Below are 26,237 nucleotides of genomic sequence, written 5' to 3'. Positions count from 1 at the left end.
TGGACAACGCGCCTGTCGTGTGTCGACGTCTGGCTGTTGTCATGGTTGCCATCCCTCAAGATTTGCCGGCGCCGCTGCCACTAGAAACCGTGCGTATGGATCAACGGGTACACAGCAAGACCGATAAGCGCCGCCGCGATGACGATGATCGGCTCCTGCAGTTTCTTGAAGCGCCACAGCAGCAGCACTGTCGCGAGCGCGAGCAGAATAGTCGGCCAGTCGACGATCGAGCGCCGCGCAATCACAATCACCGAGCCGGTAATGGCACCCACGGCCGCGGCAGTGATGCCGTCGACGAATGCCTTGACGGCGGGCAACTTGCCGTACTTCTTGAAATACGGGGCTGGCAGCACCGTGAAGAGATAGCAAGGCAGGAAGGTGCCGAGCGCGGCTACACAGGCTCCTGCGAATCCCGCGACCAGATAGCCGATGAACCCAACGGTAATCACCACCGGCCCTGGTGTGATCATCGCGACGGCCACCGCATCGACGAACTGCTTGTCATTGAGCCAGTGATGCTCGGTAACGACGCCACCGTAAAGGAACGGCACGATTGCGAGCCCCGAGCCGAACACAAACGCGCCCGCCTTCGTGAAAAACAGTCCGATCTGGGCGAGCAGAGGCCAGTCAAAGCCACTGAGCACGCCACTCGCGACCGGTACCTGTGCCGTTGCGACAGCATTCAGCCCGCTCTTGCTGAGCCATTTCGGTGGCGCAACGACGAGCCAGTTGATGAGGCCGCCCGCAATAAAAAGCCAGGCAATCTCGGACTCCGTGAGCACCGTCACAATGGCGAGCGTCAGGTAGATGGCCCACAGCAGCCGGTTCTTGCCGACGGTCTTCGTGGTCAGTTTGTAGGCGCTCATCGCGATGATCCCGACGACGGCAGCGCCGACCCCATAGAACACCGCCTGCATCCACGACAGGCCGCCAAAGTGCGCGTATGCCCAGCCGAGTGCGACCACCATCAGGAACGAAGGGAGGACGAACGCGATCCCGGCCAGCGTCGCGCCGATGATGTGGTAGTGCACATGGCCGAGATAGATGCCCAATTGTGCGGCAAGGGGGCCCGGCATCATCTGCGCGAGCGCGAGGCCCTCACGATAATCGTCCTCGCTGAGCCACGGGCGCTGTTCGACGAGATCGCGATGCATGTAACCAACGAGTGCCACAGGTCCGCCAAACCCAAAGGTGCCAAGCCGGAGCATGTAAAGGACCAATTGACCGAGCGTGTAGCCCGGCGCCGTTGCTGTAGTGGTGTTCACGACCGCTTCCTCTCGTCCCGGTTTTTTGTTGTCGATGCAAAGTGCGTATAGAGCGAGTCGAGCACCCCGCTCATCTCGTCGAGCAGATGGTCATCGTCCGCTGCGCGTTCCCGTGCGCCCGCCATCACGGCTTCGAAGCCAATGGCCTCCGGAACGGCAGCGCCGCCGACGTCAAGCGCATGGACCATCTCGCCAAGCCGAACCAGCGCGGCATCCTTCTCAAGACCGAAGCTCGCGATCAGCACCTCGAACGTCACACGGTCACCGACATGAGTGAACGCAGCGCCATCGAAGTCGAAACCGAGTGCGTCGGCAGGACAGGCACTGGGCGATGTCAGCCAGATGAACCGCGCATCGCGATCGATGAAGCGCCGGACCAGCCAGGCGCTCGCAACGCGATCGACCCACATGTGCTGCCGCGTGGCCCACGTGCGCCCCTGGTAGTCGCTGATCGACAGGCTCCGGATAGGACGCTCGGCGGAATGGGGTTCCCCTGGCGAAAGGACGGTGTCGACCAGACCGATGAAGTCCTGCCACGCGGCTTCGGCACGTGTCGCGGCGTCGCCCGGGAAGTAGTCGATCGCGACGATCGTTTCGTAGTCTTTGCGCAGTCGGCGAAGCAGCTTTGTCAGGTCAGCCGCTGACTGGCCCGAAACCGACTTGCGCGCGTCCTTCAGCGCGCGGATGAACTCCGCGTGATCTTCACTGCGGTCAAACAACGCCCGGAATTCCGCTTCCTGCGCGGCGTCCAGGCTCGCCGCGCGCAGCAGATGCGCGGTGCCGCCGCTGTCGGCGATGGCGCCCGCGAGTTCGCGCAGCATCTGCTCACGTTCTTCCGTGTGAGGCAGCAGGTAGATGCCATCACGCAGCACCGCGCACCCCTTCGCTTTCAGCGCCCGCCAGAAGCGCATGCGGGCCGTGGCGTTTTCGGTGGGGAGCGTGAGGACCAGGAGTGACCAGGTGGTAGATGTGTTCATGTAGCATAATCTACACATGTGTTACACACCCTACAAGATGGATTTGGTGTGATTTGCGCTTCGTGCCTGATTGCGGTTACGCGACCGTGCCACGTGGCCCGGGCTCGCGACAGCAACGCTCTGCGACACCGAAGTTCCGATGGGTTGGCAGGCCCCGAGACCTAAGCTGGCGAACGCAAGACCACTGAATTTTCACGTTCCCGCAGACCTTGTTGCATCCGCACACCGAACCTTACGTTCCCGCAGACTTTGCTCCGCCCCCAATGAGCGACCGAAGTTTCCCTTGACGAATTATCTTTAGATATATATCTTACGATACATCTTAAGACTATTCGGAGGTGCCACATGGGTCATCACCACTATCGCTTTTCCCGTGACTTCGCCCGCGATCCCGCTTTTGCCGGCGATTCCCCGTTGCTTGGCTTCAAGGAGCGCTTCCAGCTGTTCTGGCACGCAGTCGGCCGCCATCCACGCGGCGGCGGCCGCCACGGCGGTCCGTTCGGCGGCGGCTTTGGTGGCGGTTTCGGCGGCGAAGGCGATGGCTTCCCGCGCGGCCGCAAATTCACGTCCGACGATCTGCAACTGCTCCTGCTCGCGCTGATCGACGAGCAGCCGCGCCACGGCTACGAGCTGATCAAGGCGCTCGAAGCGCGCTCGAACGGCTTCTACACGCCGAGTCCCGGCATGGTCTACCCGGCCCTCACGTATCTGGAAGAACTCGGTTACGTGACGGTGCAACTGGAAGGCAACCGCAAGCGCTATTCGCTCGCCGACGCGGGCCGTGAGTACCTCGCAGGCAATCGTGAGCGCGCGGACCTGATGCTCGCGAAGCTCTCGCACATCGCGCGCAAGATGGACTCGGTGCGCCGCGCGTTCGCGGGCGAGACGGGCGAAAGCGGCGACACCGGCGACGAGAGCGCAGGCGAATACGGAGGCTGGCTGCCCGAATTCGTGCGGGCGCGCCGCGCGCTGAAACATGCGCTGCTGCTTCGCGACAACGCATCGCCGGAAGAACAGCGGCGCATCGCGGGGATCCTCGCGCGCGCCACGGCCGAAATCGAAAGCAAGCCGCGCGAGAAGGGCGGCAACACGCCCGGCGAAACAGCCTGAGCGCCGACCGAACATCTTGAGAGAACAACCTGTGCAAGCAGCAATCCGACCCGATCTGACCGTGACGCGTGTGCGTCATCCGTTGAAGTTCCGCCTGCTGCAGGTAACGCGCGTCGAAACCGTCACGCCGCATCTGATCCGCGTGACGCTGACGGGCGACGATCTGCACGATTTCGTGTCCGCCTCGTTCGACGATCACGTGAAAGTGTTCTTTCCGGCACCCGGCGAAGACAAGCCGGCGCTGCCGGCAATGGGCCCCGATGGCCCTGTGTTTCCGGCTGACCGCCCGCGCCCTGTCGCGCGCGATTTCACGCCGAAGCGCTATGATCGCGACACGCGCGAACTCGACCTTGAATTTGCGATGCACGAAACCGGTCCTGCCGCCGCGTGGGCGGCGCAGGCGAAAGCCGGGCAATATCTCGGCGTCGGCGGGCCGCGCGGCTCGTTCGTCGTGCCGACGGGCTTCGACTGGCATCTGCTGATCGGCGACGATACCGCACTGCCCGCCATCGGCCGGCGCCTCGCGGAACTGCCGCCAGGCGCGCGCGTCGCGGCCCTGCTCGAGGTCGCCGATCCGTCGGCGCGCATGGAGTTCGACACGCAGGCCGATCTGTACATCGAATGGCGCTATCGCAGCGAAGGCGCGTATCGAGGCAGCGAACTGCTGAAAGCGGTGCGCGAAACCTTCGTGCCGGACGGCGACGGCTACGTGTGGGCGGCGGGCGAAGCGGCGACGATGCGTGCGGTGCGTCAGCACCTCGTCAACGAACGCGGCATCGACAAATCGCGAATTCGCGCGTCGGCGTACTGGAAACAGGGCGAACAGGCCGTCCACGAAAATCTCGACGACTGACGCCTCTCAATCAACCCGGAGCGACTGGATGCTTCCCTTGAACGAAGGGCACGAGCGGCGCCTGTTGTGGCTGCTCGCGCTCACGCAATTCACCATCATCATGGACTTCATGGTGATGATGCCGCTCGGCCCGCAGATCATGCATGCGTTCGAGATCTCGCCCGCGCGCTTCGCGACGGCCGTCTCCGCGTATTCGTGGTGCTCGGGGCTGTCGGGCCTGCTGGCCGCCACCTATATCGACCGCTTCGACCGTCGGCGTCTGTTGCTTGCGATCTACGCGCTGTTTGCGCTGTCGAATCTCGGCTGCGCGCTAGCGACGAACTTTCCATTGCTGCTCGCGGCACGCGCGTTCGCGGGCATTACGGGCGGCGTGCTGGCATCGGTGGTGATGGCCATCGTCGGCGATGTGATTCCCGTGTCGCGACGCGGCGCGGCGACGGGCACGATCATGACGGCGTTCTCGCTCGCGGCGATCGCGGGCGTGCCCGCTGGCGTGATGCTCGGCGCGCACTTCGGCTGGGCTTCGCCTTTCGTGCTGCTGGTCGTGCTGTCCTGCGTGATCTGGATGGGCGGTCTGCGCATTGTGCCGTCGCTGACGGAACATCTGCAGAAGCAGCGCGTGCCGCTTGCGCAGGTGCTGCCCGATTTGTGGCAGCTGTTCTCGAACCTGCGCCACCTGAATGCCTTCGCGTTGACCTTCGTCGTGATGATCGGACACATGCTGGTCATTCCGTTCATCGCGCCGACCCTCGTCGCGAATCACGGCGTCGCGCCCGCCGATCTGTCGTGGCTCTATATGGCGGGCGGCGCGGCGACATTCTTCACGTCTCGGCGCGTGGGCGTGCTGTCGGACCGCTATGGCAAGAAGCGCGTGTTCCGCATCGCCGCGCTGCTGTCGATTCTGCCCGTGCTGTTCGTCACGCACTTGCCCGACATTCCGTTCTACGCAATGGTGGTGTTCTTCCCGGTCTTCATGGTCGCAATGTCGTCGCGGATGGTGCCGATGCAGGCCCTGCTCACGACCGTCCCCGCGCCGCAAACGCGCGGCGCGTTCCTGAGCGCGAACAGTGCGGTGCAGGCGATGGGCACCGGCTGCGGCGCGTGGTTCGGCGGCCTGCTGCTGTCGAACACCGCGCAAGGGCAGATCGCGGGCTACGGCACGGTCGGGTGGCTCGCGGCTGCAGCGGCCGTGTTTGCGTGCTGGTGGATCGGGCGCGTAAGCGGTGCGGGCGAGCACAACGCAGCGGGCGCCGCGGCGACGCCTGCTGCGAGCCCCGAAGCGGTCGGCGAAGCATGACCTGCTGGCAGCGAGGCCACACCGTCGCGGCTCAGCCCGCGAGCAGGTCCTCGATCATCACGGGCAGCTTGCGCACTCTCACGCCCGTCGCGTGATGCACGGCATCCGTGATGGCGGCCGCCACGCCCGCCAACCCGATTTCCGCGATTCCGCGCGCACCCAGTTCGTTGAACACGGGGTCGGGATAGTCGAGAAACGAGACGTCGAGCGCGGGCGCATCCGCATGCGACGCGACGATGTAATCCGCGAGATTGCTGTTAATGGGCGCGCCGTTTTGCGGGTCGTACACCGTGTGCTCGAACAGCGCCATGCCGACGCCCATCACCACCGCGCCTTCCACCTGATTTCGCGCGGCGCGCGGATTGATCATCCGCCCGCCGTCGATCACCGTCACGACGCGGCTCACACGCAGCCGCGCGGTTTCCGGGTGCCACGTGACCTCGGCGAAATGCGCGCCATACGAGTAGATCGAATGGTGCTTTTTGAGCGGATCGTCGAAGCCGCCCTGCGCACTGCCCTCGCCTGAAGCCGCGTGCATCTTCGCGGCCTGCAGAATCTGCGCGAACGGCACGCCCTGCTGCGGCGCATCCGTCTTGCGATGCACGCGCCCCGCGCCGAATGCGAGCGTGTCCTTGTCCGCGCCGTGAAATGGCGACGCTTCGACAGCCACGGCACGTGCGAGGACCCTGTCTGTCGCGGCGCGCGCTGCCTGCAGCACGGCGGGTATCACGGAGGCTGTCGCCGCCGATCCGCCCGAAATCGGCCCGGGCGGCAGCATCGTATCGCCGAGCACCACCTGAACCTTGTCGATGGGAATGCCCACGTGGCCCGCGACCAGTTGCGCGAGCACCGTGTACGTCCCCGTGCCGAGGTCCTGGGTGCCGCACACGACGCGCGCCGTGCCGTCCGCGCACAGATCGACGGTGGCCTCCGCTGAAAAACGCAGCCCAGGCCAGCCGCACGCGCCGACACCCCAGCCGAGCGTCATGCCGTCGCGCGTCATGGAGCCGACTGCCGCCGTGCGCTGCGCCCAGCCGAATTTTTCTGCGCCCGTCTTCAGACATTCGACGAAATGCCGCGACGAAAACGGCAAGCCCGTCGACTCATCGACGCTCGGCTCGTTCATCAAACGGAATGCGACGGGGTCGATATCGAGCTTGCGGGCGAGTTCGTTCATCGCCGATTCGAGCGCGTACAGGCCGGGCACGGCGCCAGGCCCGCGCATCGACGTCGGCGAACCGACGTTGCGCCGCGCGAGTCCCGATGTCACACGCAAAGCCGGCACGCTGTACAGCACGGGCGTGATCTCGCCGCAGCTTTCCTCGTAGTCGTCGGCGAGTGCGGCATGATTCAGGTAGTCGTGACGAACCGACGTAAGCTTGCCCGACCTGTCGGCTGAAAGTCGCATGCGCTGCTGCGTCGTCGGACGATGGCCGACGTTCTGGAACATCATCTTGCGGCTCACGACGAGTTTCACCGGCTGCCCCGTATGGCGCGATGAGGCCGCCGCGAGCAGCGTATGCGGCCACACCCACAGCTTGCCGCCAAAGCCCGAGCCGAGATAGCGCGAGATCACGCGCACACGTTCCCTGGGCAAGCCGAGCATCTGCATCAGCGTGCCCTGATGATTGGAGACGGCCTGCGTGGTCTCGTAAAACGTGTAGCCGTCGCCGTCCCAATCCGCAATGCTCGCATGCAACTCAATGGGGTTGTGCGTTTCGACGGGCGTCACATAGGTCTCGTCGAGTTGCACTTCGCTTTTGTCATAGGCAGCCGCCGCGTCGCCGCGTTCGCTCTGAACCTGCGGTTCGCCGGCTGGCTCGAGTTCGTCGGCGACGTCATGCTCCGCCGTTTCGTAGCCGACCTTGACGGCCGCCGCGGCAGCGCTCGCCGCTTCAAATGTATCGGCGACGACAGCGGCCACATACTGGCCGTAATAACGGATCACGTCGTCTTCGAACGGCGGGCGCGCTTCGTCGACGTAGCCCGTGTCCATCGAATTGCCCGCAATGCGATAGAAGCGCCCCACGTTGCCGCGATGCAGAACGACCCGCACGCCGGGCATCGACTGCGCGGCGGCGAATTCGAGCGACGTCACGCGGCCGCTCGCAATCGTCGCGCACACGGGCACGGCGTACAGCATGTCAGGCAGATCGATATCGGACGTGTACTGCGCGCGTCCGCTGACTTTCAGCGGACCGTCAATGCGCGATTGCGGCTGCCCGACGACGGACAGCAGGGAATCGGACACAGTGGACATGAAAGAAGTCCTCAGGAAGTTTCAGACGGATTGCGTCACCTGCGTCAACGCATGAATCAGGCAGCGCCGCGCCAGTTCGATCTTGAAGCCGTTCTGGCTCTGCGGCTTCGCGTCGGCGAGCGCGGCATCGGCGGCACGCGCGAAGCTCGCTGCATCGGGCACGGCGCCCGCGAGTTCGGCCTCGGCCTCGCGCGCATGCCACGGCTTCGTACCGACGCCACCGAGCGCGACCTGCGCGCGCGCGATGCGCCCCTCCGAGATGTTGACGACCACGGCCGCCGACGCCAGCGCGAACTCGTACGACGCGCGATCGCGCAGCTTCAGATACAGCGAGCGGCTGCCGGGAATCGGCGGCAGCGTCACGTGCGTGACGAGATCGCCGGGTTCGAGCACGGTTTCGCGCTCGGGCGTATCGCCCGGCAGCAGATGGAAGTCGTCGATGGAGACGGTGCGCGTGCCCTTCACTCCCAGAATCTGGATCGTCGCGCCGAGCGCCGCAAGCGCGACGTTCATGTCCGACGGATTCGTCGCGATGCACGCGTCGCTCGTGCCGAGTATCGCCATCGTGCGGTTGAAGCCGGTGCGTGCCGCACAGCCCGAACCGGGCATGCGCTTGTTGCAGGGCATGGCGGTATCGCGAAAGTACACGCAGCGCGTGCGTTGAAGCAGGTTGCCGCCCGTCGTCGCCATGTTGCGCAGCTGCGCGGACGCGCCCGCCAGCAGCGCTTGCGACAACACCGCGTACGGTTCGTGGATCAGCGGATGCAGCGCGAGGTCGGCATTGCGCACGGTCGCGCCGATGCGCACGCCGCCCTCGTCGGTGGTTTCGACGCGATCGAGCGGCAGCCGGCTGATATCGACCACACGCGCCGGGTGCTCGACGTCGAGCTTCATCAGATCGAGCAATGTCGTGCCGCCCGCCAGAAAGCGCACTTGCGCACCCTGTTGCGCCGTGCGCGACGCGGCGCCCGCCATGACGGCGTCGCGCACGTCGGTCGCCCGTGAAAGCTGGAACAGTTCCATCGCGGCCTCCTCAGCGCTTGCCGCGCACGGACTGGATGGCCGTGACGATGTTCTGGTACGCGCCGCAGCGACACAGGTTGCCGCTCATCGCTTCGCGCACGTCCGCATCGTCGGGGCCGACGGCTTCGCCGAGCAGCGCGACGGCCGACATGATCTGTCCGGCCGTGCAATAGCCGCACTGATAGCCGTCGCATTCGACGAACGCGGCCTGCATCGGATGAAGCGCGTCGGGCTCGCCAAGGCCTTCGATGGTCGTGATCGTGTCGCCCTCATGCGTGGCGGCGAGCGACAGACAGGCGTTCACGCGGCGGCCGTTCACGTGCACTGTGCACGCGCCGCACTGGCCGTGATCACAGCCCTTTTTCGTGCCCGTCAGATGCAGATGTTCGCGCAATGCATCGAGCAGAGTCGTGCGCGGATCGAGCGACAGCGCGTAAGACGTGCCGTTCACGTTCAGTTCGACGGCAATCGTGACGCCCGGAACGGCAGGAGCGTGCGGGGCGCCGCTGCGTTCGGGCGCTTCGTGCGGCGTGAACTGGGGTCGTGCGATGGTGCGAGGCATCGGTAAATCTCCATGCAACAGTCGGTAAAAGACGATCGGGAGGAAGACGGTCGAATGCCGGATGGCGCCAGTCACACTGGCAGCGGCACAGGGCCGCATCGTGGAGCGCCGATGGACAAGCGAAAAGTATAGGCGCCAATGCGCAGACTTTCAGCCCGAGAGCCCGAGAGCGCGTATGCCCCCATATGCCCGTACGCCCCCTTGTGCAGGCGTCCGCGTATCAAACCGTCCTGGTGCGGATTCCGACGATCGAAACGATGAATGCGAGCAAGCGCGATACCCGGCACGCTTCGCATCCATTAAACATCCCGTCTGCCGCGTTTAGCCGGCAAAACGAAACGAGGCCCACCCGGGCCTCGTTTCTCTGGCTGTTTCCCCTTGCGCCTCACGCAGCGTTACGCGACAGCGGGCTCCACGCCGAGACTCGCGAGCGGATGCGCCTGTGTCCGCCACGGCGACGACAGAAAATGCCGCACGCGCTCGGGCCGCACTTCTGCAAGCGACGCGGGCGCCCAGCGCGGCTTGCGGTCCTTGTCGACGAGATGCGCGCGCACGCCCTCGCTGAAATCGCCCTCCTCGATCGCGCGCGTGACGATGCCCAGTTCCATGCGGAAGCATTCGGCGAGCGTCATTTGACGGCCGCGCAACAGCGCATCGCGCGTCACGCACAGCATGGTCGGCGAGTGCGACGTGAGTGCATCGCAGGTGGCCTGCAACCATTGACGCATCTCGCGTGCATGCTCTCTCTCGAGATCCTGGCGCAGCGTCGCGACGATGCGCTCGATGCCCGAACGCCGGTCGAAATGCCGCATGATCGCCTGGGTGAAAGCACGGAGCCCCGCATGCGGGACGATGTTGCACGGCGGCTCGAACACGGTGCGCAACGCGTGCAGCAGATCGCCGGTAGCCATGTCGGCTGTCGACACGCGCAGCAGGCGTTCTTCGAACGTATCGAGCCATTCGGATGGCACGCACAGATCCGCGAGCCCGCAGTGGAGCGCATCTGCGCCTGTGAGCGTCGCGCCCGTCAGTCCGACATACAGTTCGATCTCCGTCGGCATCACAGAAAGAAAGCGCGTCGCGCCGACATCGGGCAGAAAACCGATGCGCGTCTCCGGCATCGCAATCTTCGTGCGCTCCGTGACGATACGCAGCCGCGCTGCCTGGCCGAGTCCCATGCCGCCACCCATCGTGATGCCGTCGAGCAGCGCGACGACGGGCTTCGGAAACGTGTGCAGCGCGTAGTCGAGGCGGTATTCGTCGATGAAGAACTGCTGCCAGCCGCTGTCGTTGCGCTGGCGCATGCCATGCAGCGCGCGCACATCGCCGCCGGCGCAGAAGCCTTTCGCGCCTGCGCCACGCAGCACGACGGCGACGATCTCGCTATCGTGGCGGCAACGCTCGATCAGCGCGGCCAGGTCGCGCACCATGTCGTGCGATAGCGCATTGAGCGCAACAGGCCGGTTGAGCGTGACGATCGCGACGCGATTGACGACGCGAAGCAGCACTTCTCGTTCCTGCATGGGTTCGTGAAGGACAGCGCTCATCGTTGCGACTCCGTCGTTTGCGCGGTCTGCGTGGTTTGCCATCGCGGTGCGCGTTTTTCGAGGAACGCATTGACGCCCTCGCGCTGATCTGCGCCATCGAACAGATCGACGAAGCGCTCGCGTTCGACGGCGAGCGCGGCCGGGCGCGGCACGCCGTTGCGCGCCTGCTGGATCAGTTCCTTGCTGAAAGTCACGGCCTGCGGACTCAGTCCCGCGACGCGCGCCGCCATGGCAAGCGCGAAGCTGCGTGCCGCGCCTTTCTCGACCACTTCTTCGACGAGACCGATGCGCAGTGCCGTCGGCGCATCGACGCGTTCGCCCGTCAGCACGATGCGCTTTGCCCAGCCTTCGCCCACAAGCGAAGGCAGCGTCTGCGTGCCGCATCCGCATGGCAGCAGACCGACGGCCGTTTCCGGCAGCGCCATCACCGCATGCTGTTCGGCAACACGGATATCGCACGCGAGCGCGCATTCGAGCCCGCCGCCCATCGCATAGCCGTTGATCGCCGCGATCACGACGGGCCGTGCGTTTTGCAGGGTCTCGAATGCGGCGCCGAAGCGTGTCGCCGCGAGACGCGCGACTTCCTTGTTGCCGTCGGCGAACGTGTTGAGGTCGGCGCCCGCGCTAAAGAACTTCGGGCCGTCGCCCGTGATGACAATCGCGCGTACGTTCACTTCGCCGTTGAGGCGCAACACGGTCTGCTGCAACTGCAACAGCCCGTCAGGCGTGAATGCATTTGCAGGCGGGCGCCGTAAGGTCAGCAGCGCGACGCTGCCGTCGTGCGCGTAATCGAGTTCGGTCATCACGCGTCTCCTTCGTTGCGGTACAGCTTGATGACGGCGGAGAAGTCGAGCTTGCCAGCGCCTTTGCTGCTCATCGTCTGATAGAGCTGCGCCGCGAGCGCGCCGAGATAGATGGGTTGGCGCGCGAGCCTGGCGGCATCGGTAGCGAGGCCGAGATCCTTCAGCATCAGGTCGGTGCCGAAGCCGCCTGTATAGCCGCGTGTCGATGGTGCCGTCTCGATCACGCCGGGGAACGGGTTATAGGTGTCCGAACTCCAGCAGCGGCCTGTCGACGTATTGATAATGCCGCCGAGCACTTTGGGATCGATGCCGAGTGCCTCGCCGAGCGCCATCGCTTCGGAGACACCCGCCATCGTGATGCCGAGCACGAGGTTGTTGCAGATCTTTGCGACCTGGCCGGTCGAGGTCTCGCCGCAATGGACGATGTTTTTGCCCATTGCTTGCAGGACTGGCTTTACGTGCTCGTACGCTGTTGGGCTGCCGCCGACCATGAAGGTGAGTGTGCCGGCTGTTGCGCCGCCTGTGCCGCCGGACACTGGCGCGTCCACGAACGTATTGCCGTTCAGGTTAGCCAGTTCGGCGAAGGTGGTTACGCTCGCTGGGTCGATGGTGCTCGAGTCGATGATCGTCACGTTCTTCGCGATGCCCGCGAGGATGCCGTCTGCTCCTGCTAACACCGCTCGTACGTGTGCCGCCGCCGGGAGCATGGTTATTACGTATTCCACGTCCGTGGAGGCTGCTTTTGGTGTTTCTTTTGCAGTTGCACCCGCCGCCGTTAATGATTGCACTGCGTGCGGGTTCAGATCGAACACATTTAGCGTATGGCCCGCTTTTAGCAGGTTGTGCGCCATTGGCGCGCCCATGTTGCCCAGTCCTATGAAGCCGATCTTCATGGTAGATGTCCCTCCTTGGTTCTTTCTGCGACACTGATAGGGTTGACCGGCTTTTCGCTTTTCGCCGGCATCCGCGATTTCATGTCGGTGTTCAGGCGTCGCCCCTGTGCGGGGCGGCACACCTACTTTTCTTTGCCGCGGCAAAGAAAAGTAGGCAAAAGAAAGCCGCTCACACCGAGCGTCTTGACGTTGACCCACGGGCCCTCGAGGTCCCCACGCTTCTCGCGGCAACGCGCTAATCCATGCTCGTTGCCAGCGCTCTAGCGTTCGCGTCACCCGCTTCAGGCACTTCTTCTGCGGCCATCGTCGTCACATTGCTTCCGTCCTCGTTCTTCACAAAACATTCTGTGCTCCTACGCGTGGGTACGACGGCCAACATATCGTTTGCCGCAAATCGGCCGCAACCTCCCGAGTGCGCGAATGTAGTTCGGGAGCATGGATGGGTGAGGCATGGACAAAGAACGTTGGCAATGATCCTTTGCGAGAAGAATAACGGTTGAAGGATGGGGACGTTGGGGGCCCGTGGGTAGACGTCAAGGGTTGGCGGTGTGAGCGGCTTTCTTTGCTTACTTTCTTTGCCGCAGCAAAGAAAGTAAGTGCCGCCCCGCACAGGGGCAACGCCCGAACACCGACATGAAATCGCGGATGCCGGCGACAAACCAGGCAAACCAGGCAAACCGCACCAGCGTCGCAGACGGAAAACCTACCGCAGAGCGATAGTGGTGTTCACGCCATCGCCAACAGTGGCATCATCGAACCACCGGGCGGTAACAGTCTTCGTCTGCGTATAGAACTGCACGACCTGTTTGCCATAAGGCCCAAGATCCCCAAGCTTCGATCCCCGCGAGCCAGTAAAACTGAAGAAAGGCACCGGCACGGGAATCGGAATATTGATCCCCACCTGTCCAACATCGATTTCACTCTGGAACTTGCGCGCCGCGGCACCGCTCTGCGTGAAGAGACCGACACCATTGCCCATCGGGTTGCTATTCACCAGCGCGATCGCATCGTCAAGAGTCGGCACGGTCATCACACACAGCACAGGCCCAAAGATCTCCGTCTTGTAGATTTCCATCCCCACGGTCACGTCGCTAAACACCGTAGGCCCGACAAAGTTCCCATCGGCGTAGCCAGCAACATCCACATCGCGTCCATCGAGCGCCAGGGTCGCGCCCTCCTCCACACCCTTTTCGATCAGACCCAGAATCCGCGCCTTCGCAGCACGCGATACAACCGGCCCGACATCCGTCTTCGGCTCATGACCCGCATTCACCTTCAACGTCTTCGCCTTCTCGACAAGTTCGGGCAACCAGTCCTTCGACGCACCCACCAGCACCACAACGGAAGTCGCCATGCACCGCTGCCCCGCCGCGCCGAAGCCGGCACCCACCAGCGCATTCAAGGTCTGCTCCCGATTCGCGTCAGGCAACACCACAGCATGATTCTTCGCGCCCATCATCGATTGCACGCGCTTGCCGTACTGGCTGCCAAGGTTGTACACATGCGTGCCCACGGCCGTCGAACCGACGAACGAAATCGCTTTCACCAGTTCATGCGTGCACAACGAATCGACCACCTCCTTGCCGCCATGCACGACGTTCAACACGCCCTTCGGCACGCCCGCTTCGATCGCGAGTTCGACGAGCTGCATCGTCGACAGCGGGTCCTGCTCCGACGGCTTCAGCACGAATGTGTTGCCGCACACGATCGCCATCGGGAACATCCACAGGGGAATCATCGCGGGGAAGTTGAACGGCGTGATGCCCGCGCATACGCCGATCGGCTGGCGCAGCGTATAGGTATCGACGCTGCCCGCCACGTTCTCCGCGAATTCGCCCTGTTGCAGCGTGCCGATCGAGCACGCGTGCTCGACCACTTCCAGGCCGCGGAAAATATCGCCTTCTGCATCGGGTAGCGTCTTGCCCTGCTCGGCCGTCAGCGTCTTCGCGATGCGCGGCATATGTTCGCGAATGAGCGCCTGATACTTCAGCATGATGCGCATGCGCGCGCCGATCGGCGTGTTCTTCCATGTTGCGAATGCGGCGTGCGCAGCGCGGATCGCGGCGTCCACTTCCTGTTGTGTCGCGAAGGGCACGCGTGCGAGGACCTCCTGCGTCGCCGGATTCACAATGTCGCGCCACTCGGTCGCGTTCGATTCGACGAATTCGCCGTTGATCAGCAGCTTTACGGTCTCGACCTTCTGGCCTGCGACTGTCGTTGCGATTGCGCTCATGCTCGATGTCTCCTTGATCGATATCGATGTCGTCATTCAGTTGCCGTTGCCGTTGCGAAGCTCGGGGAAGTCCTCTTCCCAGTACTCGTCGGGCAAACGCGCGGGCTCGGCCGTGCGCTCCAGTTCCCGCCGCCTCAGTTCGACGCGGCGGATCTTGCCTGAGATCGTCTTGGGCAGATCGCTGAACTGAAGGCGTCGAATGCGCTTGTAGGGTGCGAGCTTTTCGCGCGAAAAGCGGAACACGTCGCGCGCGAGTTCCGGGCCGGCTTCGAAACCATGTCGCACGGTGACGAAGGCCTTCGGCACCGACAGGCGCAGCGGATCGTTGCTCGGCACGACGGCCGCCTCGGCAATTGCTTCGTGCTCGATCAGCACGCTTTCGAGTTCGAACGGACTCAACCGGTAATCGGACGACTTGAACACGTCATCCGAGCGTCCCACATAGACGAGATAGCCGTCGTCGCGCCGCATCGCGACATCGGACGTGTGGTAGTAGCCGTTGCGCATCGCGTGTTCGGTGGCCTTCGCGTTGTTCGCGTAGCCCGTCATCAGGCCGAGCGGGCGCGCGTCGAGCGGCAACGCGATTTCGCCTTCCGTCACGGGATGATCGTCGGCATCGACGAGTTCGACGCGATAGCCCGGCAGCGGACGCCCCATTGATCCGGGCACGACCGGCTGCCCCGGCGGATTGCCTATCTGGCAGGTGGTTTCCGTCTGCCCGTAGCCGTCGCGGATCGTGATGTTCCATGCATGCCGCACGCGCTCGATGATCTCCGGATTCAACGGCTCGCCCGCGCCGACGATCTCGCGCAGCTTGACGGGGTACGACGCGAGCGGCTCCTGCACGAGCATGCGCCACACGGTGGGTGGCGCGCAGAGCGTCGTGACGTTGCAGCGCACCAGCACGTCGAGCGTTTCCTTCGGCACGAAGCGCGCGAAGTTGAAGACGAACACGCACGCCTGCGCGTTCCACGGCGCGAAGAAACAGCTCCACGCGTGCTTGGCCCAGCCGGGCGAGCTGATGTTCCAGTGGATGTCGTCGGGTTGCAGGCCGATCCAGTACATGGTCGACAGATGGCCGACGGGATAGCTCTGATGCGTGTGCTCGACGAGCTTCGGCTTCGACGTCGTGCCCGACGTGAAGTACAGCAGCATCGGATCGGAGGCGCGCGTGATGCCATCGGGCGTGAACGCCGGCGATGACTCGTATGCGCCGGCGATGTCGGTCCAGCCGTCGCGCGGCGCGCCGACCGAGATGCGTTTCAGCGCGGCATCGAGTCCATCGAACTTGGCGGTCTCCACGCTATCGACCACGACGACATTTGCACCGCCGATCTGGACGCGGTCGCGCACATCGTCGGGCGACAGTTGCGTGGTGGCGGGCAGCACGATGGCGCCGAGCTTCATTGCCGCGAGCATCACGTCCCACAGTTCGACGCGATTGGGCAGCATGAGCAGAAGGCGGTCGCCGCGCGCGACGCCGAGTCTGCGCAGAAAATTTGCCATCTGCGACGAGCGCTCGGCCATCTGCGCATACGAGAGTTTCAGTCCTTGCTGTGCGGGGTCGTCGACGATCCAAAGGGCAGGGTTGTGGTTGCCTTGAGCAACGACGTCGAAATAATCGAGCGCCCAGTTGAACTCATCGAGTTTTGGCCATTTGAACTCTGCGTACGCGCGCTCGTAGTCCGTGCGATGGCGCAAGAGCAGATCGCGCGCGTCGAAAAAGCCTTGGGCTGCCGTCATTGTCGTCTCCTGTCGGCCTGAGTTAGCGCCTTAGCGCTTACTCGGGCCCCACTCTCGGTCGACCTGAGTTAGCGCTTCAGCGCCAGTCACCCCCACTCGCCCTCGACCCGAGCCAGCACTCAACCGCCTACCCGGCTCCCGAGCAAAGCTATTAGCGGATCATTCTGCGCTCAAACGTGCCGCGCGATAACCATTCTTTGTACTTCGCTCGTCCCTTCATAAATCTGCGTGATGCGGGCGTCGCGATAGTGCCGCTCGACCGCGTAGTCCTCGAGGTAGCCGTAGCCGCCGTGAATCTGGATCGCCTTCGAGCAAACCTCTTCGGCCATTTCCGACGCATACAGCTTCGCCTGTGACGCCTCCGACAGACACGGCCGTCCCGCGCTGCGCAGCCGCGCCGCGTGATGCACGAGCAGCCGCGCGGCGTTCAGGCGTGTGGCCATGTCCGCGAGCATGTTGGCGATGGTCTGGTGCTCCTTCAGCGCCTTGCCGAACTGGATGCGCTCGTTCGCATAGACGCGCGCCGCGTCGAAGGCCGCGCGCGCGATGCCGATCGCCTGCGCCGCGATGCCGATGCGGCCGCCTTCCAGATTCGACAGCGCGATGCGCAAGCCTTCGCCCGGCGCACCGAGCAGGTTCGCTTCGGGCACCGCGCAATCATCGAGCGAGATCGGACAGGTATCCGATGCGCGAATGCCCAGCTTGCTCTCGGGCCGCCCGACGTTGAAGCCCGGCGTGTCCGTCGGCACGATGAAGGCCGACAGGCCGCGCTTGCCCGCCTCGGGATCGGTGACGGCAAACACGATCGCGATGCTCGCGCGCGAGCCGTTCGTGACGAACTGCTTGCTGCCGTTGATCACCCATTGGCCGTCCCGGAGCACGGCGCGCGTGCGGATATTGTTCGCTTCGCTGCCCGCGTGCGGCTCGGTGAGGCAGAACGCGCCGATGCGCTTGCCCGTCGCGAGGTCGGCGAGATAGCGGTCTTTCTGCGCGTCGCTGCCGAAATTGAGGACCGGCCCGCAGCCGACCGAGTTGTGCACGCTCATCATCGTCGCGCACGCGGCGCAGCCGGCCGCGATTTCTTCCAATGCGAGCGCATACGCGATGTAGTCGGTGTACGAGCCGCCCCATTCGGGCGGCACGATCATGCCGAGAAAGCCAAGCTCGCCCATCTGTCTGACGACTTGCGCAGGCAGCGCGCCTTCGCGGTCCCATTGCGCGGCGTTCGGCGCGAGGCAGTCGACCGAAAAATCACGGGCTGCATCGCGGATCATCCGCTGTTCGTCGGTATAGAACTCGTTCATGTGTCTACCGTGTCCTCTCCGGTTTGCCTGGCGCGCCTGCCGCATTGCATCTACGGCGCGCCCGATGGCAACCAGTGTAGGCGGCGCGAAAGCGGGATTCGATGCCGCGTTCGATCAATCTGCGTGAGCGCATTTGCCATATCCCGATACCGGCCACATCGACGATACGGCAAAATGACGGCGCTACCCGGTGCGCGTTGCCGCAAAAGTGAGCGCATTTGCCAGAATCCCTGCCGACAGGAACGCTTGACTGCATGAAAGCCCAAAGAGGCACGATCTCCGTGAGTCTCGTCGAAGAAACGCTGGCGCTCGCTCGCAGGCGCGGCGTCGACGTGCGGCCCATTGTCGAGACGGCGGGCATCGCGCCGCAGGTGCTCGGCAGCGCGAAGAGCCGCGTGACGCCGGCCCAATACGGCGCGCTGTGGGCCAACATCGCCCGTTCGCTCGATGACGAGTTCTTCGGCCAGGATTCCCACGCCATGAAGAGCGGCAGCTTCATCGCGATGACGCAGATGGCGCTGACGGCGCGCAACGGCAGCCAGGCGCTGGCGCGCGCCGTCGGCTTCATGCGGCTCGTACTCGACGACATGAGCGTGCAGATCGTCGAACGCGATGACCGCGTGCGCCTCGCATTCGCTCATCGCGACGGCGCGCCGCAGCCGGCCATGTTTGCGTACGCAACGTACTTCATTCTCGTCTACGGGCTGGTGTGCTGGCTGGTCGGCCGGCGCATTCCGCTGATCGAGGCGCGCTTTCGCTGCGCGGAGCCGCCCGCCGCGCACGAATACCGGCTGATGTTCTGCGACGATCTGTCGTTCGATCAGCGCGAATCGTATGTCGATCTCGCGCCCGGCTTTCTGGCGTTGCCCGTCGTGCAGACCGCGAAGTCAGTCAGACCCTTCCTGCGCGACGCGCCAGCCAGCTTCATCATCAAGTACCGCAATCCCGGCTCGCTGGCGGCGCGCGTGCGCAAGACGCTGCGCACGCTGCCGATGGCCGCGTGGCCCGGCTCGGACGAAATGGCGCAGCGTCTGCACGTCGCCGAGGCAACGATGCGCCGGCATCTGAAGCAGGAAGGCTATACGTACCAGTCGATCAAGGACGACTTGCGGCGCGACATCGCGATCTCGGAGTTGCAGCGCGGCGGCCGGCCGATAGCGGATATCGCCGCGACGCTCGGATTTGCGGAACCCAGCGCGTTTCATCGCGCGTTCCGAAAATGGACGGGGATGCGGCCGGCGGATTATCGGGCGGTGAATGCCGCGGCGCCGGGCGCGGGTATGTCCCGCCGCGCGGAACCGGCGGAATCCGACTAAGCTTAAGACAGGCCAGCTTTTTCAGGCCAGGCGCGCCGCATACGAACGTGATCCGTCGCCGCGCGCCGGCCGTCGACGATGGGAACCTACCGGCTTCTCCCGATCCGGCAAGCGGGTTCGCGACGCCTGTCCGATCGCGCATGCTTCGCGGATCGCCGCGCATGCGGCGCAGCCGCGGCCGCCGCGTTCCGCACGGCATGGGCTCGCGCGCTGCGCGCCGATGCGCCCGCCCGTGCGGCGTGCATGCGACTTCATCGGGCCCTGCTGCTCGCGCTGACGGTCTGCTGCGCGGCAGCCTTCGCCCCTTGCGCTCGCGCTGCGCAGCCGGCCGTCGTGCCCGGCAGCGTGGTCGTGATTCCCATTGCGGGCGCAATCAGCCCCGCCACCGCGGACTTCATCGTGCGCGGCCTCGCCCGAGCCGCCGAAGACCACGCGCAGCTCGCCGTCCTGCAACTCGATACGCCAGGCGGACTCGATACCTCGATGCGGCAGATCATCAAGGCAATTCTCGCGTCGCCCGTGCCCGTCGCGACCTATATCGCGCCAGGCGGCGCGCGCGCCGCGAGCGCGGGCACCTACATCACGTATGCGAGCCACATCGCGGCGATGGCGCCCGGCACCAATCTCGGCGCTGCGTCGCCCGTGCAGCTCGGCATCGGCGGGCAGGACGCGCCGCGGCCCAGCCAGCCGGCAGCGTTGCCGGGCGCAGCGCCATCCTCGAGCCCGTCATCGAACCCGGCCGTCAAGGACAACGCTGCTTCGGGCGCGCTCGCGCTCGACAGTCAATCGACGGAACTGCGCAAGCAGCTTCACGACGCGCAGGCGTATATCCGCGGACTCGCGCAACTGCGCGGCCGCAACGTCGAGTGGGCCGAGCGCGCGGTGCGCGAAGCCGTGAGCCTGTCGGCGCGCGACGCGCTCGAGCAGAAAGTGGTCGATATTGTCGCGCGCGATCTCCCCGACCTGCTTCGGCAGCTCGACGGGCGCACCTACGACACGGCAGCCGGCGCGCAGCACCTGACGACGGCGCACGCGCCCGTCGTCACGCTCGAAGCGGACTGGCGCAACCACTTCCTCGCCGTCATCACCGACCCAAATGTGGCCTTGATCTTGCTGATGATCGGGATGTATGGGCTGTTCTTCGAGTTCGCGAATCCCGGCTTCGTCTTGCCCGGCGTCGCGGGCGCGATCAGCCTGCTGCTGGGACTGTTCGCGCTGCAACTGCTGCCCGTCAATTACGTGGGTCTCAGTCTGATCTTCCTCGGCCTGGCATTCCTGATCGCTGAAGCGTTTCTGCCGACCTTCGGCGCGCTCGGCTTCGGCGGCATCGTCGCGTTCGCGATCGGCGCACTGATGCTGATCGATACCGACGTGCCCGGCTACGGCATTCCGCTGCCGATGATCGCCGCCGTCGTCGTCTTCAGCGTGCTGTTCATTTTCGGCGTATCGAGCCTCGTGCTGCGCTCGCGGCGGCGGCCCGTCGTGACGGGCGCCGAAGCGATGATCGGCAGCTTCGGCGTGGTGCTCGACGACGGTCTGGTCGCCGTCGACTCCGATGCAATGGAAAGCCGCCCCGAGGTCCGGGCGGACAGCCTGCTGCATGGCGAACCGGAACGCGTCGGCTGGGCGCGCGTGCATGGCGAGCGCTGGCGCGTCTGCAGCAACGCGCCACTTGCGGCGGGCAACGCGGTGCGCGTAACCGGGCGGCGCGGCCTGATGCTCACCGTCGTGCCCGCGAACCCTGCCCCATCACAAGGAGAACGCACATGATCGGTTTCACTTTCGGCTTCGGCAGCATCCTGATACTTCTGGTTATCGTGCTGGTCGCTTCGTCGGTGCGCGTGTTTCGCGAGTACGAGCGCGGCGTCGTGTTCATGCTTGGCCGCTTCTGGAAAGTCAAGGGCCCGGGCCTCGTGCTGATCATTCCCGTCGTACAGCAGGTCGTGCGCATGGATCTGCGCACGGTCGTGTTCGACGTGCCGCCGCAGGACGTTATCACGCGCGACAACGTGTCCGTCAAGGTGAATGCCGTGGTGTACTTCCGCGTCGTCGATCCGGAGCGTGCGGTGATTCAGGTGGCGCGTTACTTCGAAGCAACCAGCCAGCTGTCGCAAACCACGCTGCGCGCCGTGCTCGGCAAGCACGACCTCGACGAACTGCTGTCCGAACGCGAGCAGCTCAACACCGACATCCAGCGCGTGCTCGATGCGCAGACGGACGCGTGGGGCATCAAGGTATCGAATGTCGAAATCAAGCATGTCGACATCAACGAAACGATGATCCGCGCGATTGCACGTCAGGCCGAAGCCGAGCGCGAGCGCCGCGCCAAGGTGATTCATGCCGAAGGCGAACTGCAGGCGTCGGAGAAGCTGTTGCAGGCCGCGCAGATGCTCGCGCAACAACCGCAGGCGATGCAACTGCGCTATTTGCAGACGTTGACGACCATTGCCGCCGACAAGAATTCGACGATCGTGTTTCCGCTTCCCGTGGATCTGCTGACGGCCGTGCTCGATCGAATGGGCAAGCCATCTCAGCATATGGGCTGACGGAGCGGCGGACCTGCGTTCGCGCATGAAATCGCCTTGCGGCGCAAATTTGACGCAAACCGAGCAACGGTTCATTTCAGTTACGAACATTACTCATCGCGGATACAGAACCTAAAATAAACGGGTCATCCTAACTTTTCAGGGCCCTTGCCATGAAGCTGATTCCTCGTATGGTGCTGGGCGCGCTCATCGGCGCAGCAGCCATGTCGTCCGCATTCGCGCAAACATCGGGCGCCTATGACCAGAACACGCCCAAGACGCGCGCCGAAGTGAAGGCCGATCTCGTCGAATGGCGCAAGGCCGGCTACGATCCGCTCGACTGGATCAACTATCCGGCCAATGCAATCGCAGCAGGCCGCGTCGTTGCGCAGCATCGCGCTCAAGCTCAAGGTACGCAGCAGTAAGTCGGTTCCATCAATGCGTGCGTGACGCGCGTGCTTCAAATCGCAGCGCGCGCCACGTAAGACAGTGTCATCCCGCGTCGGGCATCGACGTCGCACAAGCCTCCCGTCCTCCCCCGTACTTTCCCGTCCCACTCGTCATCCGACCTGAGACGCCGGCTCAGGTATCATCACGGCCCTCCGCCAGCAAGAATCCGCGCTCGAACGCAGCCGCCCACTGTCGAGTGTTGCTTGCGCTACACGGGCGCGCGGCAAATGCGGTATTTGCTGAACAATCGTGATTAAATCCGCCCGTGACGGGCCGGAAGCGGCAAGAGAACGCGGCGCAACAAGCGGTTACCAACGACATTCACACGACGAGAGACTCGGCTCATGGACTCCGTAAAACGGTATTTCGGCTTTGACGAAGCAGGCACGAACCTGCGCGTGGAGGTGCTCGCGGGCATCACCACGTTTCTCACAATGGCCTACATCATCTTCGTCAATCCGGCGATTCTCAGCGATGCGGGCATGCCGAAAGACTCGGTGTTCGTCGCGACCTGCCTTGTCGCGGCGCTCGCTTCGCTGATCATGGGCTTCTACGCGAATTACCCGATTGCGTGCGCACCCGGCATGGGCCTGAACGCGTATTTCGCGTACACGGTCGTCAAGGGCATGGGCTTCACGTGGCAGGCCGCGCTCGGCGCGGTGTTCATCTCGGGCTGCCTGTTCCTGATCGTCACGCTTTTCCGCGTGCGGGAAGTGATCGTCAACGGCATTCCGCATTCGATCCGCATCGCGATCACGGGCGGCATCGGTCTCTTTCTTGCCATTATTTCGCTGAAGACGGCGGGCATTGTCACGGGCAACCCGGCGACGCTCGTGACGCTGGGCAATCTGCACGACCCGCACGTCATTCTGGCGATCATAGGTTTCTTTGCGATCGTCACGCTCGACTTCCTGCGTGTGCGCGGCGCGATTTTGATGGGCATCGTCGGCGTGACGATTCTGAGCTTCTTCTTCGGCGGCAACCAGTTTCGCGGCATCGTGTCCGCGCCGCCGTCGATTTCGCCGACGCTGTTCCAGCTCGACATCAAGGCTGCGCTGTCGACGGGCGTGCTCAACGTGATTCTGGTGTTCTTCCTCGTCGAGCTGTTCGACGCGACGGGCACGTTGATGGGCGTCGCGAACCGCGCCGGGTTGCTGGTGCACGGCAAAATGCATCGATTGAACCGTGCGCTGCTGGCGGATAGCACGGCGATTCTCGCGGGATCGGTGCTGGGTACGTCGTCGACGACGGCTTACATCGAGAGCGCATCGGGGGTGCAGGCGGGCGGGCGTACGGGTGTTACCGCGATTACCGTTGCGGTGCTGTTTTTGCTGGCGCTGTTCTTTGCGCCGCTGGCGGGGGTTGTGCCGGGCTATGCGACGGCACCGGCTCTGTTGTATGTGTCCTGTCTGATGTTGCGGGAGATGGCTGATCTGCCTTGGGATGACGCCACGGAAGTCGTGCCTGCTGCACTCACCGCTTTGATGATGCCGTTCACGTATTCCATCGCGAATGGCGTCGCGTTCGGGTTTATTTCCTATGCCGGGTTGAAGTTGCTCACTGGGCGGGCTCGCCAGGTGAAGCTCGTCGTTTGGATTATTGCTGCTGTGTTTTTGTTTCGGTTCTTTTATCTCGGATCGGAGTGATCGTTTTTTGTTTGCGACGTAGTCGTCGGTTTTGCCTGCGGCGCGGCGTTGCCTGTTTTGGTTTTTTGCTTGCTTTTGCTTTTGCTTTTGCTTTTGCCTTCGCTTTTGCTGGCATCCGCGTTTTGCTCCCGGTTTGCTGGCGTTGCCCCTGTGCGGGGCGGCACCTACTTTTCTTTGCCGCGGCAAAGAAAAGTAGGCAAAAGAAAGCCGCTCACACCGCCAATCCTTGTTCTTACCCACGGGCCCCCAACGGCCCCGTCCTCCGTGCGGCAACGCGCTAGCTGGCGCGCGTTGCCAGCGGCAGCGAACCGTCTGCGCCGCCCAGGTGGCAAACTGTGTGTCGGTTGTCACACCGCATGCGTTGCCGATCCTGCGACACCGATCCGCTTTTCAGTCCGGAGTGGTGCACTTCCATCGCGACGGCCGACACACAGTTTGCCACCTGGGCGGCCATCGACGTCCGGTAAGGCGGTACGCGACGCGAGAGTTCAAGTGGGTGAGGCGAGTCCAGGAGCGCTGGCAACGGGCATGGATTAGCGCAATGTCGCGAGAAGCGTGGGGACCTCGAGGGCCCGTGGGTCAACGTCAAGACGCTCGGTGTGAGCGGCTTTCTTTTGCCTACTTTTCTTTGCCGCGGCAAAGAAAAGTAGGTGTGCCGCCCCGCACAGGGGCAACGCATGAACGACGAAGGCAAATCGCGGACGCCAGTTCCAGCCCCAACCCAAAGCCAACACCAGCACCGCCCGCGACAACCCGCCACACCGTCCGTATCCCGCGCCCAACGCGGGCCCATGCTGCGACGCGGTCGATTGCCGCACATGAGACGACAACCAGCAAGAAAACCATGCTCAATCCAAATCAAGAAACCTGATCTACATCAATCATTTATCCCAAAAAAGCATGCACAAAACATCACACGCATGCGCCATATCGCCACATCCGGCGCCGCAGCAAAATCAACCCCGATCCCCTACGCTTGCGGTCATGCCTGTTACCCGGATTCGGACACATGAACACCGCAATCTCCGCCTTCGATCTCGCACGCCTTCAGTTCGCGTTCACGGTTTCGTTTCACATCATCTTTCCTGCCCTCAGCATCGGCCTCGCCAGCTTCATCGCCGTCCTCGAATGGCGCTGGCTAAAAACCAGTAAGGCCTACTACAAAGATCTTTGCCTGTTCTGGTCGAAGATCTTCGCGGTGGCCTTCGGCATGGGTGTCGTGTCCGGCGTCGTCATGAGCTACGAGTTCGGCACCAACTGGTCCGGCTTCTCTGCGTTCGCCGGCCCCGTCACGGGGCCGCTGCTGATGTACGAAGTGATGACGGCGTTCTTCCTCGAAGCAGGCTTCCTTGGCATCATGCTGTTCGGCTGGCAACGCGTCAGCCCGCGCGCACACTTCGGCGCGACGCTGATGGTCGCGATCGGCACGCTGATCTCGACATTCTGGATTCTCGCGTCCAACAGCTGGATGCAAACGCCGCAAGGCTTCGACATCGTCGACAACCACGTCGTCCCCGTCGACTGGTTCAAGATCATCTTCAATCCTTCCTTCCCGTACCGCCTCGCGCACATGGCGATCGCCGCGTTCATCGTCACCGCGCTCGTCGTCGCCGCTGTCGGCGCCTGGCATCTGCTGAAAGGCCGGCGCGACAACGCGGTGAAAAAGATGTTCTCGATGGCGCTGTGGATGCTGCTGGTGCTCGCGCCCGTCCAGGCCTTCGTCGGCGACGCGCACGGTCTCAACACGCGCGAATACCAGCCTGCAAAAATTGCGGCGATCGAAGGTCTGTGGGACACCGAACAAGGCGGCACCGCGCTGAACCTGTTCGGCATCCCCGACATGCAGGCCGAAGCAACGAAGTACGCGGTATCGATTCCGCACCTCGGCAGCCTGATCCTCACGCATAGCTGGGACGGGGAAATCCGCGGACTGAAGAGCTTCCCGAAAGAAGAGCGGCCGAATTCCACGGTCGTGTTCTGGAGCTTCCGCGTGATGGCGGGCCTCGGCGTGGCGATGATCGTCTTCGCGCTCGCCGCCTGGGCGCTGCGCCGGCGCGGCAAACTGTACGACGCGAAATGGTTTCAGCACATCGCGATCGCAATGGGACCGACGGGCTTCCTGTCGCTGCTCGCGGGCTGGGTCACGACGGAAGTCGGCCGTCAGCCGTGGGTCGTGTATGGCGTGAAGCGCACCGTCGAAGCCGTGTCGCCGCTTTCCGCGCAACAGGTCGGCATTTCGCTGATGGCGTTCATCGTCATCTACTTCCTCGTGTTCGGCACGGGCATCTACTACATGTTCAAGCTGATGCGCTCGGGCCCCGCGCTGCCGGGCCACGCGCCCGACGGCCTGCCCTCCCGTCCGAAGCACACCGTGCGCCATCCGCTCGATCAGATGATCGACGCCTGATCCAACCCTTCGATACCCGTGAG

The 26,237-nt window shown here is 64.0% G+C and carries 20 protein-coding genes; 9 read left to right on the top strand and 11 right to left on the bottom strand.

Annotation, left to right across the window (positions count from 1 at the left end; genetic code table 11):
- Positions 1–80: 80 nt before the first annotated feature.
- Positions 81–1,265: a chromate transporter gene (locus BPHY_RS25760; RefSeq protein ID WP_012404390.1), complete on the bottom strand. Its 1,185-nt coding sequence runs from the start codon at positions 1,263–1,265 to the stop codon at positions 81–83.
- The gene (locus tag BPHY_RS25755) at positions 1,262–2,242 is read right to left on the bottom strand and encodes a chromate resistance protein ChrB domain-containing protein (RefSeq protein WP_041764763.1); all 981 of its coding nucleotides are present in this window, start codon (positions 2,240–2,242) and stop codon (positions 1,262–1,264) included. Before BPHY_RS25755 ends, BPHY_RS25760 begins: the two co-directional genes overlap by 4 nt.
- Positions 2,243–2,587: 345 nt before the next feature.
- On the opposite strand from BPHY_RS25755, the gene BPHY_RS25750 reads away from it, so the two are divergent.
- Genes BPHY_RS25750 through BPHY_RS25740 form a run of 3 tightly spaced genes read left to right on the top strand, consistent with a single transcriptional unit; the run spans position 2,588 to position 5,502 of the window.
- Complete coding sequence (locus BPHY_RS25750; protein WP_012404388.1) at positions 2,588–3,352, top strand: PadR family transcriptional regulator; 765 nt, start codon at positions 2,588–2,590, stop codon at positions 3,350–3,352.
- Positions 3,353–3,383: 31 nt separating this feature from the next.
- Positions 3,384–4,205, top strand: a complete 822-nt coding sequence (locus tag BPHY_RS25745; protein WP_085965113.1) for a siderophore-interacting protein — start codon at positions 3,384–3,386, stop codon at positions 4,203–4,205.
- 28 nt (positions 4,206–4,233) lie between these two features.
- Complete coding sequence (locus tag BPHY_RS25740) at positions 4,234–5,502, top strand: MFS transporter (RefSeq protein ID WP_012404386.1); 1,269 nt, start codon at positions 4,234–4,236, stop codon at positions 5,500–5,502.
- 31 nt (positions 5,503–5,533) lie between these two features.
- Here the strand turns inward: BPHY_RS25740 and BPHY_RS25735 are convergent, their stop codons facing one another.
- The 9 genes from BPHY_RS25735 to BPHY_RS25695 all read right to left on the bottom strand — a co-directional run bounded on the left by BPHY_RS25735 (position 5,534) and on the right by BPHY_RS25695 (position 17,870).
- On the bottom strand, positions 5,534–7,762 hold the full coding sequence (locus tag BPHY_RS25735; protein WP_012404385.1) for a xanthine dehydrogenase family protein molybdopterin-binding subunit: 2,229 nt from the start codon (positions 7,760–7,762) through the stop codon (positions 5,534–5,536).
- Between the two features lie 21 nt (positions 7,763–7,783).
- Positions 7,784–8,785 carry an FAD binding domain-containing protein gene (locus BPHY_RS25730; RefSeq protein WP_012404384.1) on the bottom strand — a complete coding sequence of 334 codons (1,002 nt, stop codon included), beginning with the start codon at positions 8,783–8,785 and terminating at the stop codon, positions 7,784–7,786.
- 10 nt (positions 8,786–8,795) lie between these two features.
- Positions 8,796–9,347, bottom strand: coding sequence for a (2Fe-2S)-binding protein (locus BPHY_RS25725; protein ID WP_012404383.1), 552 nt, complete (start codon positions 9,345–9,347; stop codon positions 8,796–8,798).
- Between the two features lie 395 nt (positions 9,348–9,742).
- Entirely contained in the window at positions 9,743–10,894 is a 1,152-nt protein-coding gene (locus BPHY_RS25720; RefSeq protein ID WP_012404382.1) for an enoyl-CoA hydratase/isomerase family protein, read from the bottom strand.
- Positions 10,891–11,697 (bottom strand): enoyl-CoA hydratase, encoded by an 807-nt coding sequence (locus BPHY_RS25715; protein WP_012404381.1) that lies wholly within the window; start codon positions 11,695–11,697, stop codon positions 10,891–10,893. The genes BPHY_RS25720 and BPHY_RS25715 overlap by 4 nt, the downstream gene beginning before the upstream one ends.
- Positions 11,697–12,590, bottom strand: a complete 894-nt coding sequence (mmsB, locus tag BPHY_RS25710; RefSeq protein ID WP_012404380.1) for a 3-hydroxyisobutyrate dehydrogenase — start codon at positions 12,588–12,590, stop codon at positions 11,697–11,699. Before mmsB ends, BPHY_RS25715 begins: the two co-directional genes overlap by 1 nt.
- Positions 12,591–13,293: 703 nt before the next feature.
- Positions 13,294–14,823, bottom strand: a complete 1,530-nt coding sequence (locus BPHY_RS25705) for a CoA-acylating methylmalonate-semialdehyde dehydrogenase (RefSeq protein WP_012404379.1) — start codon at positions 14,821–14,823, stop codon at positions 13,294–13,296.
- Positions 14,824–14,859: 36 nt separating this feature from the next.
- Positions 14,860–16,566 carry an AMP-binding protein gene (locus BPHY_RS25700; RefSeq protein WP_012404378.1) on the bottom strand — a complete coding sequence of 569 codons (1,707 nt, stop codon included), beginning with the start codon at positions 16,564–16,566 and terminating at the stop codon, positions 14,860–14,862.
- Between the two features lie 170 nt (positions 16,567–16,736).
- Complete coding sequence (locus BPHY_RS25695) at positions 16,737–17,870, bottom strand: acyl-CoA dehydrogenase (protein WP_012404377.1); 1,134 nt, start codon at positions 17,868–17,870, stop codon at positions 16,737–16,739.
- A 254-nt stretch (positions 17,871–18,124) separates the two neighbouring features.
- Between BPHY_RS25695 and BPHY_RS25690 the strand changes: the two genes are divergently transcribed.
- The 6 genes from BPHY_RS25690 (at position 18,125) to BPHY_RS25665 (ending at position 26,214) form a co-directional block, all read left to right on the top strand.
- A complete protein-coding gene (locus BPHY_RS25690) occupies positions 18,125–19,186 on the top strand; it encodes an AraC family transcriptional regulator (RefSeq protein ID WP_012404376.1) in 1,062 nt (353 codons plus the stop codon).
- A gap of 78 nt (positions 19,187–19,264) precedes the next feature.
- On the top strand, positions 19,265–20,956 hold the full coding sequence (locus BPHY_RS25685) for an NfeD family protein (protein ID WP_083775902.1): 1,692 nt from the start codon (positions 19,265–19,267) through the stop codon (positions 20,954–20,956).
- Complete coding sequence (locus BPHY_RS25680; RefSeq protein ID WP_012404374.1) at positions 20,953–21,732, top strand: slipin family protein; 780 nt, start codon at positions 20,953–20,955, stop codon at positions 21,730–21,732. Before BPHY_RS25685 ends, BPHY_RS25680 begins: the two co-directional genes overlap by 4 nt.
- A gap of 152 nt (positions 21,733–21,884) precedes the next feature.
- Positions 21,885–22,136 carry a DUF4148 domain-containing protein gene (locus BPHY_RS25675; protein ID WP_012404373.1) on the top strand — a complete coding sequence of 84 codons (252 nt, stop codon included), beginning with the start codon at positions 21,885–21,887 and terminating at the stop codon, positions 22,134–22,136.
- A 369-nt stretch (positions 22,137–22,505) separates the two neighbouring features.
- Positions 22,506–23,807, top strand: coding sequence for an NCS2 family permease (locus BPHY_RS25670; protein ID WP_012404372.1), 1,302 nt, complete (start codon positions 22,506–22,508; stop codon positions 23,805–23,807).
- 1,009 nt (positions 23,808–24,816) lie between these two features.
- Complete coding sequence (locus tag BPHY_RS25665; protein ID WP_012404371.1) at positions 24,817–26,214, top strand: cytochrome ubiquinol oxidase subunit I; 1,398 nt, start codon at positions 24,817–24,819, stop codon at positions 26,212–26,214.
- Positions 26,215–26,237: the final 23 nt, after the last annotated feature.

Source organism: Paraburkholderia phymatum STM815 (assembly GCF_000020045.1).
Classification (GTDB): domain Bacteria; phylum Pseudomonadota; class Gammaproteobacteria; order Burkholderiales; family Burkholderiaceae; genus Paraburkholderia; species Paraburkholderia phymatum.
This window is presented reverse-complemented; position numbering and strand designations above follow the sequence as displayed.